The organism is Mucilaginibacter sp., assembly GCF_025362475.1.
GTDB lineage: Bacteria > Bacteroidota > Bacteroidia > Sphingobacteriales > Sphingobacteriaceae > Mucilaginibacter.
In genome coordinates, this window is the sequence record NZ_JANYGH010000033.1 from 20,000 (window position 1) to 37,208 (window position 17,209).

The following is a 17,209-nucleotide window of genomic DNA, read 5'->3' on the forward strand; positions in this document are numbered from 1 at the left end:
GAAAAAACAAACGTAGCGGAAAATTTCCGCTACGTTCTTTTATAAATCAAATAAACCCCAATATATTAATAACCTGGATTTTGTTTAAGATTAGGATTTGTATCCACAGCACGTTGAGGGATAGGATACAAGGTTTTGGTTTTATCCGTTTTGTTAGGACGCTGATCAACAGGATCGTTAAATTTCTCAAACCTGATCAGGTCATTTCTTCTCCATCCTTCGTAATAAAGCTCGCGGCCTCTTTCGGCAAGCATAACTGTAGCGTCAACAGACGATAAAGCACTTGCGCCACGAGGTACACGTAGCAAGTTTACAATTACCAAAGGCGTTTGTCCGCTCGGGTCTGTACCGCCACGCATAATAGCTTCGGCTTTTTCTAGTAATACATCCGCGTATCTCAAAATTACGTAGTCGTTAGATGAGTTATCATCATTAACTGTATTGTTTGCAGATGGTTGAGGAAAGTATTTAAACACCCTGATACCCTGAGCTTCAGTAGAAAAGTTAAGATCCACTTCGGGTGTAAAAATAAGTGGTTTACCACTACGCTGAGTTAAAACCTTACCGTTAGGACCATATTGCTGCCCAACAGCAAAACCTGCCCTTAAACCAACTTTATCAGTTAAGCCTGGGTATGCAACGCCACGGCGTTCGTCAGTTGCTTCAAACGATTTATAAAAGTCGGCAAGGGTAGTAAAGCCATTCCATCCATCAGGTGTTTGGTTATAATGTAAACCCATCCTCCAGCGGTTTTTTGCAGAACCCGGGGCATTTGTTGTTGTATTGTATATACCAAAAATATTTTCGTGAGATTGTTCTGAGTTATCCCATGCAAAATCCTGAAAGTATTTACCGGCAGGTTCAAGAGAATAACCCGCTGCGGTAATTTTATTGGCATATTCAATAACCTTATCCATATCTGCTTTTGCAAATGTAAAAGGGCCACCTACAGTAGTGGAGGTATACACCGCTTTATTTAGATACACTTTTGCTAAAAGAGCCTCTGCAGCTACCTTGTTTGCAACACCAATATTAGCAGATGTTGCTGGAAGATTGGTTTCGGCATACTCAAGGTCTTTTATTATAAAAGCAGTAGCCTCTGTACGGCTCATAACAGTCGGGATGGATGAGGAAGGTGCATCAGGGTCGCGGAATGGTGCCTGACCGTAAAGGTCAACAACCTGAAACATAAAGTAAGCACGCAAAAAGCTTGCCTGAGCTTTAATACTAATATCCGATGCTTTAGTAAAAACCTGCGTTGCACGGAATACACCTATGTTTAACTGATCCCAGGTATCATTAACCTGGTTGTGCGTTGGTGTCCAGGTGTGCGTATGTAATTTACGCCAGGTACCAAAGTCTCCCCAGTCTGTACCACGGGTAGGACCCATCATTTCGTCTGTAGGATGTTCTTGTAAAGCGTAAGTATTTGCCTGATCGGCCTGACCATTTAACTGTGAGTAAACACCACCAAGCTCGGCGGCACCTGCACCGGCCGACGTTATGGATTTTGAGCCATAAAGTTTCTCATCCAATTTTGCGCAACCTGCAGCGGTCATAAAAACAATGCTACATATAGTTACTCGTGAGATTATATTTTTCATTTTCGTAATTTTAAAAACTTGCGTTTATGCCTAAGGTGAATATCCGTGATTTTGGATACGAGGTATAGTCTATACCTTTTGAAGCCACATCAGACCTTTGTTTGTCGGTGTTAACTTCCGGATCTAAACCAGAATAGTTGGTGATAAGAAATAAGTTTTGACCGGTTAAAGATGCCCTCAAGGATTTAATTTTGCTGCCTTTAAGCGGGAAGGTATAACCAATTGTAGCGTTGCTTAATCTTAAAAAATCACCTTTTTCAAGGAAGCGGGTTGATACCTCACCTGAGTTAAGTGGATTCTCTTTAGATGCTGCTACATCATTAGTTACGTTACGACCACTAACAAGGTTGCCTTTATAAAAGAAAGCATTAGCAGTGTTATTATAAATAACAAAACCGGTTGCACCATTAAGAAAGAAACTCAAGCTAAAGTTTTTATAAGTAAAATTATTGGTTAAACTCGCTGTAAACTTAGGGTTCGGGCTACCTTGTAACGTTGAAACGTCAATACCTTGTGGGTAAATGGAAAATCCATTGGCATCAAAACCTGCAAAGTTAGGAACATTAAATGTGTACAGTGGCTGGCCATTAGTAATGAGCTGCGCATAAGCGCCAGATAAACCTTGTCCGTCGATATTTCCTGTAACTATGTAGTTTTTAAAGTTTTTTAATGTGTTTTTAATAAAGGTCATATTGTAACTAATATCCCAGGTAAACTTACCACCCTGAAGTGCAGCGAAGTTTAAACCAACTTCAATACCTTTATTGATAACATCTCCATCCAGGTTTTTGTATATTTTGGGAGAGTTGGTGGGCTGTGCAATATCCTGGTAAAATAACAGATCGCTGATTGATTTGTTGAAATAATCTACCGAACCTGTTAACCGGCTTTTAATAACCGAAAAATCGATACCGGCACCATAAGTTCTATTACCCTGCCATTTCAGATCAACGTTTTGCTGATATATTTGTGGATTAGCACCGTGATAATCAAGTTGGCTTACAGCTAACGATGCATAAGACGGAATTTCTTGATTACCAGTTTTACCGTAGTTTAACCTCAAACTCAAATCATCAAAGAAACCGTCTTTTGGCATAAAGCTTTCGCTGGTTATACGCCATTTTGCCGCAAGAGCGGGGAAATTACCATATTTATGATTTGCTCCAAAGCGAGATGATCCATCCCGTCTGATTGTACCTGTCAAGATATAACGATCTTTGTAAGAGTAGTTAACACGTGCAAAGTATGATTGTAACTTATAGCTTGAGCTATCGCCCACCGGATAAGCCAGGTGAGTTTTAAAATCGTTATAGTTTTTAACTAATACACCCGGTTGTGAAGTACCGAAACCAAACTCATTGCGGCTAAAGTTTTTAAATGTTTGATAAGAATAACCGACTAAAGCAGTAATTGAGCTATTATTATTAAATTTTTTCTCGTAATTTAAAGTATGCTCAGTAGTATAGTTAGTTAATTTATTATATTGATAAATGGCGGTTCCATTGCCTGTTGGAGACGGGAAGTTTTGATTCCTGATACCAATCGCGTCTGTATAACCAATAACTTTGGGATCATAAAAAGTTTTCCTTAAACCTCTTGATATATCTGCACCAAAATTCCCTTTGTATGACAAGCCTTCAAATAGTTGCAAAGTCATTGTCAGGTTATTCAAATAACGGTTAATATTATCCCTGTCATCTATCTGGTTTAACAGTGATACCGGGTTTCTGAAACTGTTGCCTGTTGGAAATCCGGCATCATTATAACCATTTAAATTAAACAATCTGCCCTGGGCATCATATACCGGAGCAGTTGGGTTCAATTGTATAGCTGCACCTATTAAACTACCATTAAAGCCGGCGTTATTGGTAATAGGCGCAAACTGATCTTTTACGTTGGAATAAGTTGATTGTAAATCAAACTTAAGCCTGCTGTTAAAAAAAGATTGAGAAGCGTTGATACGACCGTTAAAGCGTTTTAATGAAGAATTTTTTACAGTACCTTGCTGGTCATCATACCCTAATGAAGCACGGTAACTACCGGTGTTACTTGCTCCGCCAAAACCAAGGTTATAGCCTTGCGATATAGCAGTGCGAAAAATCTGTTTTTGCCAATCGGTATTGCCCCCATAATCAACACCACCACTTGATGAAGGACCAGCGTTGGCCCCCACGCTTGCAACTGCTTTTAAGAAAGCATCACTGCCAAGCACGTCATAGCGTTTGGCAGTACTGGCAACACTGGTAGTAGTAGAAAACTGTATGCCCTGGCCTTTACGGCCTTTACGTGTAGTGATTAAAATTACACCGTTTGCACCGCGTGCGCCGTAAATAGCCGCAGATGAGGCATCTTTTAAAACGGATATATTCTCGATATCAGCCGGATTAAGGAAAGAGAGTGGATTACGTGCAGATGAGCTACCGGCACCAACTCCATATCCACCACTTGTACCGCTTTGATCAATAGGTATACCATCAATTACATACAAAGGGTTATCATTTGCGCGTATAGATCCAGCACCACGTATAGCAATAGTTGCACCTGCGCCAGGCTCGCCGCTTGATGGGGTTACCTGTACACCGGCTACACGCCCTTGTAGTAACTGATCTGGCGTTGCTATAACACCTTTGTTGAAATCTTTAGGACTTAGAGAAGCCACAGAACCTGTAGCATCACGTACACGCTGTGTTCCGTAACCTATTACAACTACCTCATTTAACGCTTTGCTGGATGCCTCCATGCTAACGTTAACGGCAGTAAGGTTACCAATGTTAACTGTTTGGCTTACATAACCAAGGTAGGTAAATACCAAAGCGGTAGCGTTCCCGGGAACCGAGATGCGGTACTCTCCTTCGGTGTTGGTTATAGCCCCCCCTGGTGAGGTTAATGATGTTTTAACAGAAACCCCTATTAAAGGAGATCCATCTTTTTTGTCAGTTGCCTTACCTGTAATAATCTTATTCTGGGCCATAGCTGACACGGAAAAAAGATAGACAACAGCAAACAAACATACTTTGAGTAAGTGTTTAAATTGCATAATTACTGAGATTTAGTTGAAATTGGTTTATTAATTGGTTTAGTTTTAAAGTTTAATACTGGTAGTTCAAAACACCCGTACACCTTAATGTACTTATATTCCCGACTGAGAAAATCAAAAACATTAGTACAAAAATCTATCAAAAGCACACCCCCTTAAACACCTATAAATGAAGCTTAACTGAGTTGTTTTTTTAATAACGGCAGCTGAAAATGTAATGGTTTATAATATCACACCTTAAAATGTAATGCAATTTAGTTATAATAGATGGAGAAAAATACCAGGCAGGTATGATTTGAGGGTTAAACAATTAATTTTAATATTTATATAAATTATTTAAGTGTTTTTAAAATTTAAATAACTGATAATCAATTAATTGAATTTTTAATACTTAAAAAAAATATAATCTTTTTTTACCGTTTTTTAATAAAATTTAAACTTTAAACCAATTCAAAAACGACCTTTTTTAACTTTAAAGCACATTAAACGCCTTTAAGAACTCAATTAAAATCAAAAGCTTTAATATTCATAATGCATTGTTCAAATTGCTCGGGATGCAATGACTTGGCTTTTATCCTCATCTTATAAACATAGATTGTATTTACGGAATACTCCAGTATTTTGGCAATTGTGTCATTGTCAGATATTCCCATCCGAATGAGGGCAAATATCCGGAGATCGGTATTTAACACTTCGTCCTCCTGTGGCCATATCTGATCTTTTTTATCAAACTGGCTATTAAAAACATTTATAAAATTGGGGAAGATCTTAACAAAGATGTGGTCAAAGCTATAATATAAATTCTCTCTTTCCTTTTTTATATCAATACTATCAATCAAGGGATGAATAGCATCATACTTTTTCATAGAAAGCTTTGCATCAATAGATATTTTTAAGTTTTCGAGCTTTAGTATATAACCCGAAATTGCTTTAAAAAATTGGCCTATATACTCTTCCTTTATTTTGGCATCTTCAATTAGTTTGCCATTGATCTCACTCAGCTGTACATTGTTGCCTTCAATTATCCGTTCCTTTATTTTAAGTTTTTTTAGTTGCTTAAATAGCATGAGCATAAAAAACACCACAAGCAATGCAAGCGCTGTTATAATCACAAGGAAAACAAGGAACCTATTTTTTTGATGCTCAGAATTATTAAGTTCTGCGGCGGCAATTACAGGCAAAATTGAACCTATTTGTATTTTTCGCTGGCGCGCCCCGTAAAAATCAGCGTCATCCTTTGCCAGTTGTATAAAACTATAGGCATCTTTAATATTGCCCTCTTTATATAGTATCTCGGCCAGGGTATAAAGCGCAACGGTTTCCCTTGTTGAAGATTTAATATCGGATATTGCCGATTGAATCATGAGGTTGAGCCCTTCTGTTTTTTGGTTATTTTCTAAATAAATAGTACCTAATGAACACGAAACCATTGCCCTTAAATGCATGGTTATAGGTGTTTTGTTTTCCAGAAGCTTAGTAAACCAGGTTTTCCCCTCTTCAAATTTCTTTTCCTGGAGTTTTTGCAAACCCAACAGGTAATTTCGGCTTATATAGTCGTCGCCACAAAAAGATATGGCCGAATCAATAAACTTATTACCCGTTTCAATGTAATTTGGGGTAAAATATTTATCGTTACTATAATTTGCCAGATCGTAATTACACCTGCCCAAAAAAAAATAATAATCTATCCGGGCCGGGTTGTTTAAAGCCTTTACATCTACTTTATGTAAAAAATCAAATGCTTCATGAAACATGCCCGATGATAACAGTATGAAAGCCATTTTTACATAGCTGTAATACTCCCGGGGTTTATCTCCCCTAAGCTTACTTAATGATATCATTTTATCAACGTAAACATAGGCCGAATCAAACTGGTATGATTTATACTCACTATAAAGGCTATTCCAGTTATAAAACTGACCATCATAGTCGTCCTTTGAGAGGCGTGACAGATTAAGTTTTAACTTCTTTATCCGTATCTCTTTATTGTTATCGTAGCCATTCTTTTTTGCTATTTCATTTTTCAACTCATCTATCAAATTGTCCGTAGTATTCAAGGCAAACACCGAAAAACTTGTCAGCAAAAAAATCAGGCAGAAATAATATTTCATCTTTATTGATAGTCAATTAGGGTTATACAGCAAAGTAGTTATTAATAACAATCAAATTGCTCTTAAGCTTTGTTTGAAAATAAGGTTTAGTTTTAAATGTATCGATCATAAACCTAAAATAGTTGATCAATATTAAAACACAAAAAAATTACTAGCAGCTATTAAATTTAAAGAAAATTTACCAAACATGAGTTACTAAAAAGCATCCCTAATCAATCATCCACGACCAAGGTATTTTTTATTTCATTATAATTTTAATTACTGGTTTATATTTTCAAATATAAACAATAGTGTAAAAGTTATTGACCACTTACCTAATTTATGTTTAAATAAAATTAGCGTGCAAATACCGCCTCATAAAATTAAAACAACAAGTTTCTGAGACATTCAAATGCGGATATAATACATCAAATAGATAAGGAAACAAATAATGCCAATAAAATGAAAGGAATTTTTTTAAGTAACTTGATATATGTTCGGTCATAATCAAAAAACTCACTTAAATGGCGTCTCACGCAATAATTTTAAGGTTTGAATTATATATGTTGCGGAAATTTGTGCATAAGTAGTTTTTATCTCCTTACCTTTGATTAAATTATTTTCATTCCATTTAATTGAAATAAAATAAAATCTATAGTCGTTGTTTTTGCAACTAACTTTAAACTGAATTAAAGCTTATAATGATAAAATTATTTGTGGGGGGATTCCCTTTAGACATGACCGAACTCGATCTTGTCAAGATGATTAACTTACACGGGGAAGTAAGTACTATCAAAATTGTGCGCGATAAAAAAACCAGGATTTGCAAAGGCTACGCTTTCCTGGAAATGAAAGATCGTGCAGGCGCCGAAAACGCTGTAAACGCATTGGATGGCACCCCTATTGGTGATAGAACCTTAAATGTTAAAATTAACGAGGAAACAGCAATTCGCCCGGCGCCGCCAAAAAAGGCTTTCGGTTTTAATAGTTTCAAAAAACCAGCAGCAGAAGCCGTAAGAAACAAAAGACCAAGAAGAACTATTTAGTTATAGCATTTAATAGTAAGATAACTTACAGATGTTATAGCCAACCTTTACTATTTTTTTGAACCGCGTTAGTCTGCAGTTTTAGGAAATGGCATCTGTAGCAAAACTGCCACACCAAATCCGTCATATTGTCAATAACACACTGACAGTCAGTATAAATAAAAACAAAAAAAGCGTATAAGAGGTTTACAATTTTTCGCTTTTTTTCTCAATTATTAACACAAACAAACGATAACAAGCTTGATTTAAAAAATACGGCATTTTGATTGCGACTGTACCCTAATAAATATCGGGGTACATGCGAAGGTATATTGTTATCATAACATACTTTTATTTTAAGTTAGTATTCTTTGCAATAATATGTTGCAAACCCCTCCCCGCGTGTTCGCAATCACTTAAGCCGGGCTCCATTGAATATTTAAAATTCTGTAATGGCCTTAAAAATATCACTCTTGGAGCAGATATAACAACCCTTCCAATTTATAGGTTAGCATATCTTGATGGTGATAACAAACCGGATGTTGATAGTTGCGTAAAATATGTTTATGACGATGACAATATGTTAGCCATCGGCGATAGTTTAAAGCTCGACTTAATTGGAATCCGAACATATAAAGGCAAAATCGTTAACATCTACTTGTTTTTTAAAAGAGTTATCGCCTATAAAGTTTTAGACGATTTTATTAAAAGCTACGGTCAGTTTACTGAGCGACCCGATAATTACACAGATATTTATAATTGGAATTCAAGCGTGGCCAGTTTATCCTTGCAGTTTGAATATAAAGTTGAATTAGGGGTAGCTGTTTTTACCTGCAATGAGTTAGAAAGCAAAATAGAAGAGGCAAAACAAAAATCGCTTGTAAAAGAAAACTACCAGACGCTATCTCTACCGGGTTTTATTTTTTAGTAATAAAGGCTCACTAAACTATCAGCCTTTCCTTGTTAATACAAAAAAGCACTCATCCAAGGTTTAATCCACTGCATGATCGGTATTAACATCCTCACCATTCCAGATTTTTTTTGCCGTCCAGTCCGCATCAGCTTTTTGCCAAAATTCGTCAGATACAGGCAAACCAAGAATAAGGAAAGCCTGCGAGCACAAATAAAGGCTGCCTGTTGAAATATACCCCTCGCCTATTTCGGGCTGATGGCCGTAAAGCCCTATCTGTAACCACCCCTTTGCATCAAACGTACCGGGCGCCTCAATTTGTCTTTTTATTAGGGTGTACAAGGCTGCCCTTACTTGCTGTGGTTTTATATCATTAGGTAAAGTTTTTAACAGTGCGACCTTGGATAAAAGCTGGAATGCGCCAAACCTGTAGGCCAATGAACGGCCCAGCGGTGGATAAGTACCTTCCGGCGAGATAAATCTTTCTAATACTGCAGCGTAACGTTGCGCATGTTTTAGTGCTAAGGCATAATCTGGTTCCTTATCGTGCTTTAGCTGGTTTAAAGTTTGAAGCACCTCTAACAGCATCGGTTGAATTACAAAACTATTGTAGTAATCCCAGTGAAAATCGGGCCCATCGCCATAAGCGCCATCGCCTTTATACCATAACTGATGCTGTTTCAGCGCATAATCAATCCGCATCATATCGCCGTTATCATCAAACTTAATTAACGCTGCCTCAATGGTAGCACTAAACAACAGCCAGTTTGAATATCCCGGCGTAATAACCCGTGTTGATTTTAACGCCGCTATAATGTTTGCTTTGGTTTGTACATCCAATGGTTCCCATAACTGCCGGGGTGCACGCAATAAAGCCTGAGCTAAAAAAGCGGCATCCACCAAAGGCTGACCACCTTTATTAAAATTCATAAAATCGGCGCCATTAGGATCAGTTGCATTATGAAGGCCAAGCCTGGCAAGCGTGATATATTTACCCCTTAGTTTTCCTTCGGCACTTTTATCAGCGCCCAGCTCAAGCCAGGGAGCCATGCCGGCCAATAAACGGCCAAACGCTTCAAGACAAACATAGGCCCCCCTATCAGCCGTTTTTGCCTCTACAGGTATCTGCTGCTTAAGCTCATTTTTGCTTAGGGCTGTTAAAACAGGGTCGGCTATATGCACCAAGGTATTGATAAGGTATTCCCGCTCCTTAACACCGGCGTTAACATTTACCGGGGCCTGGGCAAACAATCCCGCAGATGAAAATAGCATTACAATAAAACAGCAGAATTTACTTGGCATAACCGGGATGTGGAATTAGTCCCGTAAATATAGGCAGTAAAGTTAATACCCTGAAAAAGGCACAACTAAGCAATCTCCAGTGAAATTATTATATTTGTGAGAACGCTCATCTTATGGACATGGGTAATAACATTGCAAATCTATATTACAAGTCAAAAAAGATTTCGTTAATAATGTTGGCGGTAACGGCCATCATTTGCTCCAGAATGCTATTCTTCTTTTTCAACGACCCAGAAGGCCCAAATTTGATAATAGTTGCAGGCTTGGCACTCGCTGTATATATTTTATCTTCGGCAGCATATATATTCGGTCCATCCAAAATAAATGGCATTAAGAGACTTTCGGCTGTAATTTGTGTTCAAATACTATTGGTTATTGGTCTATACTTTTGCATCAAGTAGTTTTAGCTTTTATTTGAATAATAAAAGGGGAGTTATTTAGCGCTCTCTGTTTGTTTCTCTATCTTATGCTTTCCTCCTTTCTTTGGCTTTTCTGTCGGTAAGCTTGCGTTTCTTCAAGTTTGTGTTATACTCAAATCAAATGGAAACACTACTACAAATCGCCTACATCAACTAAAAACTATCGTTATTTCAATAATGTCTATTTGCTTTGCTCAATTATTGAAGCAACTTGAAACGGATTTTAAATACTTTTTTTTTAATCTTTTCCAATTTTAAACCTACACAGCAAGTAATAAACCTATGCTTAAAAAAAGGACACTTTTTTTAGTTCTGATATCACTGATTCCATTAACATTTATTTTAACACAATGCTTTAACCGCACACCCACAGACCCACGCGGAGAAGTGTACGCAGGTTCGGCAAGCTGTGTAAAATGCCATAGCGCCCAATATGATTCCTATATCCACACGGCTCATTTTAAAACCTCGCGCCCGGCATCGTTACAAACAATTGGTGGCAGCTTTTTAAAGGGTTTTAACATTTTAGATTATGGTTACGGCCTTAAAGTAGCCATGGAAAAACGTGGCGATAGTTTATACCAGGTGGCATATCAAAACGGGAAACAAACCGGGGCAGAACCATTTGATATATCTGTTGGAGGTGTTAAAGCCGAAACTTATTTGTACTGGAAAGGAAAGCAGTTATTTGAATTACCTGTCTCCTATTTCAGTGCTATGCATCAATGGACCAATAGCCCCGGTTATATTCCCGATAGGGTAAATTTCAACAGGCCCATATTGAGGAAGTGCCTGGAGTGCCATACCTCATACATTAGCGAGCTTCCTCCCGAAAGCAAAGAACTGGGGTTTGATAAAACAACGCTCATTTATGGTATTGATTGCGAGCGCTGCCACGGGCCGGCTGCCAATCATGTGAATTATCATACCGAATACCCTGATGAAAAAAAGGCGAAATATATTACTACTTACCGCTCTTTAACCCGGGCTCAAAAAATGGATGCATGCGCTGTTTGCCATTCGGGTAATAAAATGGTACCGCAAAGATCCACTTTTGATTTCCAGATGGGTGATACGTTAAACAAGTTTGTAGGCTCTGATTCATTTGCTGCAACAGCAACCCCGCCTACACTTGATGTACATGGAAATCAAAATGCGCTGCTATCATCAAGTAAATGCTTTATCATGAGCAATATGGATTGTGGCACGTGTCATAATCCGCATATAAACCAGGAAAAAAGCATGGCAATGTTTACCCAAAAATGCCTTAACTGCCATAGCGAAGCCAATCATAACTTTTGCAAGCTTGCACCCAAATTGGGCACAGCTATCAAAACATATTGCATCAACTGCCATATGCCTCAAAAAGCTTCTCACGTAATCAGTTTAACAGCCCTTAATAATAAAACGAACCCACCCTATGAAGTGCGCACCCACCATATAGCAATATATCCCGAAGAAACTCAAAAAATTGCAGCCTTTATAAAGGGCGAAGAATCAAATAAAAAGAAATAGTTCAACTAAAACGGGCTAACCGCTTTATTTTTATTTAATAGTAAACAAGACCAATTTCAATCATTTTTTTTTACAACAGCCTCATCAGCAGCAGCAAGCATATTTTCTGCTTTAATAATAACCTGTTGCAAGCGGTCGCGGTTATTATCACCCCAATCGCCTATGACTTCAATAACAGGAATTAACGATTTTCCGAATTCTGTTAAACTGTATTCAACTTTAGGAGGAAGTTCAGCATAAATTAATTTACTAATCAGCTCATGATCTTCCAATTGATTCAGTTGCATATTTAATACCCTGCGCGATGCCTCAGGAATACTTCTTTGTAATGCACCAGGACGTTTGATGCCTTTGGAGATATAATAAAGTAACATGATCTTCCACTTGCCGTTTAGTATCTCTCTAACCAGATCGAGCCCACAATCAAGCGCTATTGGAATTTTCCTTTTATACATTGTGTTGTAATATCACAAATTTAAGGTATTGGAAACTAAAACAGCATAGGGAATAATTTATCCCTATTGAATCGTTTTTCCGTACTTGTACGCGAGTGACACCCTGCCGAACTTTGTTGCCATAAAAACACAACATCTCATGAGTACAACGAAAAAGAATGGTAATATCGATGAAACTGAATTTACGGGTAAAAGAATCCTGGTAACCGCCGGGACAAAGGGCGCGGGAAAAGCGATTTTTAATCGTTTACTAAAAGGCGGGGCAAGCATTGTTACCACTGCAAGGACGGTTCCTGATGATCTGAAACCCGAACAATTTATCCAGGCAGATCTGAGCACCAAAGAAGGCGCGATAAAGGTAATTGATGAAACGCTTAAACGTTTAGGCGGAATTGATATACTTATTAATTCCTTAGGTGGATCTTCGGCACCAAGTGGTGGGGTTATGGTTTTAACTGACGAAGATTGGGCAAATGCCTTAAACACAAATTTAATGGCGGCTGTTCGCTTAGACAGGGGCATGTTACCCGCTATGTTAGCTCAGGGCTCCGGTGTAATTATCCACATTTCGTCTATCCAAAGAAAAATGCCGCTTTTTGAGGCTACAATAGCGTATGCCGCAGCCAAGGCCGCATTAACTAATTACAGTAAAGGAATTGCAAAAGAACTGGCGCCAAAAGGAGTACGTGTAAATACAGTTTCGCCCGGATTTATCAATACCGATGGAGCACAGGGAATGATAAATAATATTGCATCGAAAAATGGAGGCGACAAGGTTGCGGCATTAGAAACTATTATGAATTCATTAGGCGGCATCCCCATGGGACGACCGGCTGAACCCGAAGAAGTTGCAGAACTGGTTGCGTTTCTTGTATCTGACAGGGCAGCGTACCTGAGCGGTGGCGAGTTTGTGATTGACGGCGGATCTGTACCCACAGTATAACTATAATAAAAATAACCAGGCAAATTGGACACCATGAAAAAAATAATACCAAATATAATCAGCGATTATGTTGATGCCTCAAACAGCAGGGATACAGCAAAATTACTTTCCCTTTTTACCGATGATGCCATTGTTAAGGATGAAGGAAAAAACTATAAAGGTTTAAATGAGATTAAAGCATGGCTGAAACTGATCACTGAATTATATGAATTCCAGATGGAAGTTTTGGATATTGAACTGGAGCAACCAGCTATTATTGTTACCACCCGGCTTACAGGAAATTTCCCCGGTAAAAACCCGATTGACATACAAAACCATTTCAAATTAGCAGGCGATAAAATAATTGAGCTATCCCACAGTTGATTTTCTAATGCATGTAATTAACAAATTTTTATTAAAACCATGTTCAATTAATAGCAATTTAACATTCACTAAAACTTTTGAGCGTATTTATTGTCCCCTATCTGTACCCCTTTTTCTATTCAGTTAGTATGACAAATGAAAGCAAGCAGCCTACAGATAAAATAACCCAAAAAGAACTTACGTACATTGAAAAAGTATGGCATACGGTAGCCATTGTTGCGCTGTTGGTTGTAGTGATACTGATTGCCCGTGTTGCCTTCAATGTGTTGTTGATGGTGCTTGCCGGAATACTGATCTCCGTTTATTTTCACGGGCTTGGCGATTTAATTCAGCGAAACACCAAATGGAAACGCCGCATTTGCATGGCCATTTCTATAGGAGGCTCCTTTGCCATATTGGCAGTACTTTTTTGGATCATGGGAACCAAAATATCAAACCAGGTGGCTGTTTTGAGCGATACGCTGCCCCATACCATCAACAACGCTAAAATAAAAATGGCCGAAACTCCAATTGGCAGAAAAATTCTTGAATACCTTGCATCTGATAACTCGGATGCATTAATGACTACTGCCAAATCATTCTTTAATACTAGTTTTGGTGTTTTGGGCGATATTTATATCATCCTGTTCCTTGCCATATTTTTCACCTCCAATCCTGATTTATACAAAGATGGGCTGATAAAATTGGTACCAGATAGTAAGAAACCTCTCGCCCGCCAGATATTTGACCGCATCAGCTATGCCCTTAAAGGCTGGTTAAAGGGCATGATGCTATCCATGGTACTGGTGTTTATTTTACTTTCTATAGGTTTAGGCATTATGAGTATCCCGGTAGCACTCGTTTTGGCATTGCTTACGGGCCTGCTTAAGCTTATACCAAATTTTGGTTCATTGGCAGCCATGATTCCGGGTGTATTACTCGCTTTAACCATAAGTACAAATACGGCAATTATTGTAGCGCTGATTTATATGGTAACGCAAACAATTGTAAGCAATATTGTAACACCAATTATTCAAAATAAAATGATCAACCTGCCACCCGCGTTAACCATTTTAGCGCAGGTGCTTATGGGAACATTATCTGGTGTTTTGGGTATCATACTGGCAGTGCCTTTATTGGCTATTGTGATGATACTGGTTGATGAGTTGTATGTGAAGAAAATAAACGAAACCGATACGCCTGTTACACCATAACTCAGCAAACTATAAACGCAGATGCTAAAATAAAAATGCGTTCCGTATCTCACCCCGGAACGCATGGTTACTAAATACGTAACATCAACTAAATCAAATTTCTCACGTTTGATTTATCTTCATAAAGAGCAGGCTTTAAAGCGCCAGGCGCTTTTTAATATTTTCGTTGTTATTAATTGGCTAAAACTCAAGGTTAATAACAAAGCTTTCACTTAAAAGTTCGTGCCAATCAAATAAATATTTAACACACAACTACTTACCAAAAAAACATCCAAAAAATATCGTACGGAAACGTACAGCTATTGTGCGTACGTGGTACAAAAAAATCCCGGACCATCGCCCGGGATCTCATATATCATCCTGTCGTTAATTAAAATTACACGCCCAGATCTTGCATAATTGCATCAATTTTAGCTTCCAATTGCTTATCGGTTTCAGCATAGGCCTCTTTACTGGCCAGTTTACCGTTTACACTGCAATAAAATTTGATCTTTGGCTCTGTACCTGATGGGCGGGCAGAAATGATACTGCCATCCGCGGTAATAAACTGAAGAACGTCAGACGTTGGCAATTCAATAGCCGAAGTTGTATTGGTGTTCAGGTCGGTTTCTATCCTATTTTCGTAATCCTTCAAAGCAATAACCTTTGAGCCACCTAATGTAGCAGGAGGATTGTTCCTGAATTTTTCCATCATGGCTTTAATTTCTTCAGCTCCGGTTTTACCTTTTTTGGTGATCGAGATCAGTTTTTCTTTGTAGAAACCATATTGTACATAAGTATCTAAAAGGGCTTCAAATAAGCTGCTGCCCTTATCTTTATAATAAGCGGTCATTTCGGCAATAAACGCGCTTGATACCACAGCATCTTTATCTCTCACCAGTTCGCCTATCAGGTAACCATAACTTTCTTCACCGCCGCCAATAAAGGTTTGTTTGCCTTCAAATTTGGTCATCAACTCACCAATGTATTTAAAGCCGGTTAGGGTATTATAATAGGTTACGTTTTTAGCTTTAGCTATCTCTTCAATAAGGTTTGAAGTTACAATGGTTTTAACAATGTATTCTTTGCCGGTAAGTTTACCTTTTTCTTCCCATGCGCTCAGCAGGTAATTGATAAGCATACAGCCGGTTTGATTACCGTTTAGCAGGATAAACTCATTATCGGTATTTTTTACAGCAATACCCACCCGGTCAGCATCTGGGTCTGTTGCCAGTACCAGGTCGGCATCAACTTCCTGCGCCTTTTTAAGGGCAAGCGTTAACGCTTCTTTTTCTTCGGGGTTTGGATACACTACAGTAGGAAAATTCCCATCGGGTGTAGTTTGCTCGTCAACCAGGATCACATTTTCAAAACCGAACCGCATTAATGCCTGGGGTACCAGAGTAATTCCCGTACCGTGAATAGGTGAATAAACAATCTTAAGGTCCTTTTGGCGTTGGATAGCTTCCGGCGAAACAGAAAGCTCAGTGATCTTATCTAAATAAAGATTATCTATTTCCTCACCTATCTCTTCAATATTGGCATCAACACGATTAAATTTAATATCATCTACACTGGCAATCTTAGCCACCTCATCCATTACAGCCTTATCATGAGGCGCAACAAACTGACCGCCATCGGCACCATAAGCTTTGTAGCCGTTATATTCTTTTGGGTTATGAGAAGCGGTTAACATTACTCCGCTTTTGCAACTAAAATGGCGTACAGCAAAAGAAAGCTCTGGTGTTGGGCGCAGCGCTTTAAAAAAGTAAACGTGAATATCATTAGCAGAAAAAACTTCGGCAGTGATGTTTGAGAACAGATCGGCATTGTTACGGCTGTCATGAGCTATAGCTACCTTAACCTTTTCGCCTGGATACGTTTTTTTAAGGTAATTAGCTAAGCCCTGGGTAGCAGCGCCAATAGTGTACTTATTAATACGGTTTGATCCTGGCCCCATGGTTCCGCGCAAACCGCCGGTTCCAAACTCCAGATCGCGATAAAACGAATCCGTTAATTCGGTATATGCTTTTTGATCAAGTAACGTCTGAATTTCCTGTTTAACATCGGCATCATAATTTCCCTGAAGCCAGGTGTTCACTTTTTGAAGAATTGATGGGTCTAAGTCTTGCATTTTTAAATAGATTATTGGTAAACCTGTACTGTAACAAATATGGTAATAAAATGTGTTTTTAAAAGTGCAATAAAAAAACTGCAACGCTTAAAATATAAATACCATTTAATGTTGCTAAATGTAACATTTTCTGCAATTATCTATAATTATAAAAATTGCCAACAGTTAATTAATCTGCATTTGCCCTGTTATTGTCCATACATAATTATTATTTTACAGGCTAAACCGGATCCCGTATAG

The 17,209-nt window shown here is 38.3% G+C and carries 12 protein-coding genes; 6 read left to right on the forward strand and 6 right to left on the reverse strand.

From position 1 onward, the window contains the following. Positions 1–65 precede the first annotated feature (65 nt). The 3 genes from Q0R88_RS11785 to Q0R88_RS11795 form a co-directional block, all read right to left on the reverse strand. Positions 66–1,604 (reverse strand): RagB/SusD family nutrient uptake outer membrane protein, encoded by a 1,539-nt coding sequence (locus tag Q0R88_RS11785; RefSeq protein ID WP_295716310.1) that lies wholly within the window; start codon positions 1,602–1,604, stop codon positions 66–68. Between the two features lie 10 nt (positions 1,605–1,614). Then, entirely contained in the window at positions 1,615–4,575 is a 2,961-nt protein-coding gene (locus Q0R88_RS11790) for a SusC/RagA family TonB-linked outer membrane protein (protein WP_295716313.1), read from the reverse strand. Positions 4,576–5,141: 566 nt separating this feature from the next. Then, positions 5,142–6,752 (reverse strand): DUF6377 domain-containing protein, encoded by a 1,611-nt coding sequence (locus tag Q0R88_RS11795; protein ID WP_295716316.1) that lies wholly within the window; start codon positions 6,750–6,752, stop codon positions 5,142–5,144. A gap of 680 nt (positions 6,753–7,432) precedes the next feature. On the opposite strand from Q0R88_RS11795, the gene Q0R88_RS11800 reads away from it, so the two are divergent. Beyond that, positions 7,433–7,777, forward strand: coding sequence for an RNA-binding protein (locus tag Q0R88_RS11800; protein ID WP_295716318.1), 345 nt, complete (start codon positions 7,433–7,435; stop codon positions 7,775–7,777). Positions 7,778–8,075: 298 nt separating this feature from the next. Beyond that, a complete protein-coding gene (locus Q0R88_RS11805) occupies positions 8,076–8,684 on the forward strand; it encodes a hypothetical protein (RefSeq protein WP_295716320.1) in 609 nt (202 codons plus the stop codon). A gap of 63 nt (positions 8,685–8,747) precedes the next feature. Here the strand turns inward: Q0R88_RS11805 and Q0R88_RS11810 are convergent, their stop codons facing one another. Then, positions 8,748–9,938 carry a DUF2264 domain-containing protein gene (locus tag Q0R88_RS11810; RefSeq protein ID WP_295716322.1) on the reverse strand — a complete coding sequence of 397 codons (1,191 nt, stop codon included), beginning with the start codon at positions 9,936–9,938 and terminating at the stop codon, positions 8,748–8,750. A 731-nt stretch (positions 9,939–10,669) separates the two neighbouring features. On the opposite strand from Q0R88_RS11810, the gene Q0R88_RS11815 reads away from it, so the two are divergent. Continuing rightward, positions 10,670–11,902, forward strand: coding sequence for a multiheme c-type cytochrome (locus Q0R88_RS11815; RefSeq protein WP_295716325.1), 1,233 nt, complete (start codon positions 10,670–10,672; stop codon positions 11,900–11,902). Positions 11,903–11,958: 56 nt separating this feature from the next. Here Q0R88_RS11815 and Q0R88_RS11820 read toward each other — a convergent pair whose 3' ends face one another. After that, a complete protein-coding gene (locus Q0R88_RS11820) occupies positions 11,959–12,357 on the reverse strand; it encodes a helix-turn-helix domain-containing protein (protein WP_295716327.1) in 399 nt (132 codons plus the stop codon). Positions 12,358–12,496: 139 nt separating this feature from the next. Here Q0R88_RS11820 and Q0R88_RS11825 point away from each other — a divergent pair, with 139 nt between their 5' ends. The 3 genes from Q0R88_RS11825 to Q0R88_RS11835 all read left to right on the forward strand — a co-directional run bounded on the left by Q0R88_RS11825 (position 12,497) and on the right by Q0R88_RS11835 (position 14,856). Next, a complete protein-coding gene (locus Q0R88_RS11825; protein ID WP_295716328.1) occupies positions 12,497–13,300 on the forward strand; it encodes an SDR family oxidoreductase in 804 nt (267 codons plus the stop codon). A 33-nt stretch (positions 13,301–13,333) separates the two neighbouring features. Then, positions 13,334–13,663, forward strand: a complete 330-nt coding sequence (locus Q0R88_RS11830; protein ID WP_295716329.1) for a nuclear transport factor 2 family protein — start codon at positions 13,334–13,336, stop codon at positions 13,661–13,663. A gap of 128 nt (positions 13,664–13,791) precedes the next feature. After that, a complete protein-coding gene (locus tag Q0R88_RS11835) occupies positions 13,792–14,856 on the forward strand; it encodes an AI-2E family transporter (RefSeq protein WP_295716330.1) in 1,065 nt (354 codons plus the stop codon). 376 nt (positions 14,857–15,232) lie between these two features. Here Q0R88_RS11835 and Q0R88_RS11840 read toward each other — a convergent pair whose 3' ends face one another. Then, positions 15,233–16,969, reverse strand: coding sequence for a phospho-sugar mutase (locus Q0R88_RS11840; protein WP_295716331.1), 1,737 nt, complete (start codon positions 16,967–16,969; stop codon positions 15,233–15,235). Positions 16,970–17,209: the final 240 nt, after the last annotated feature.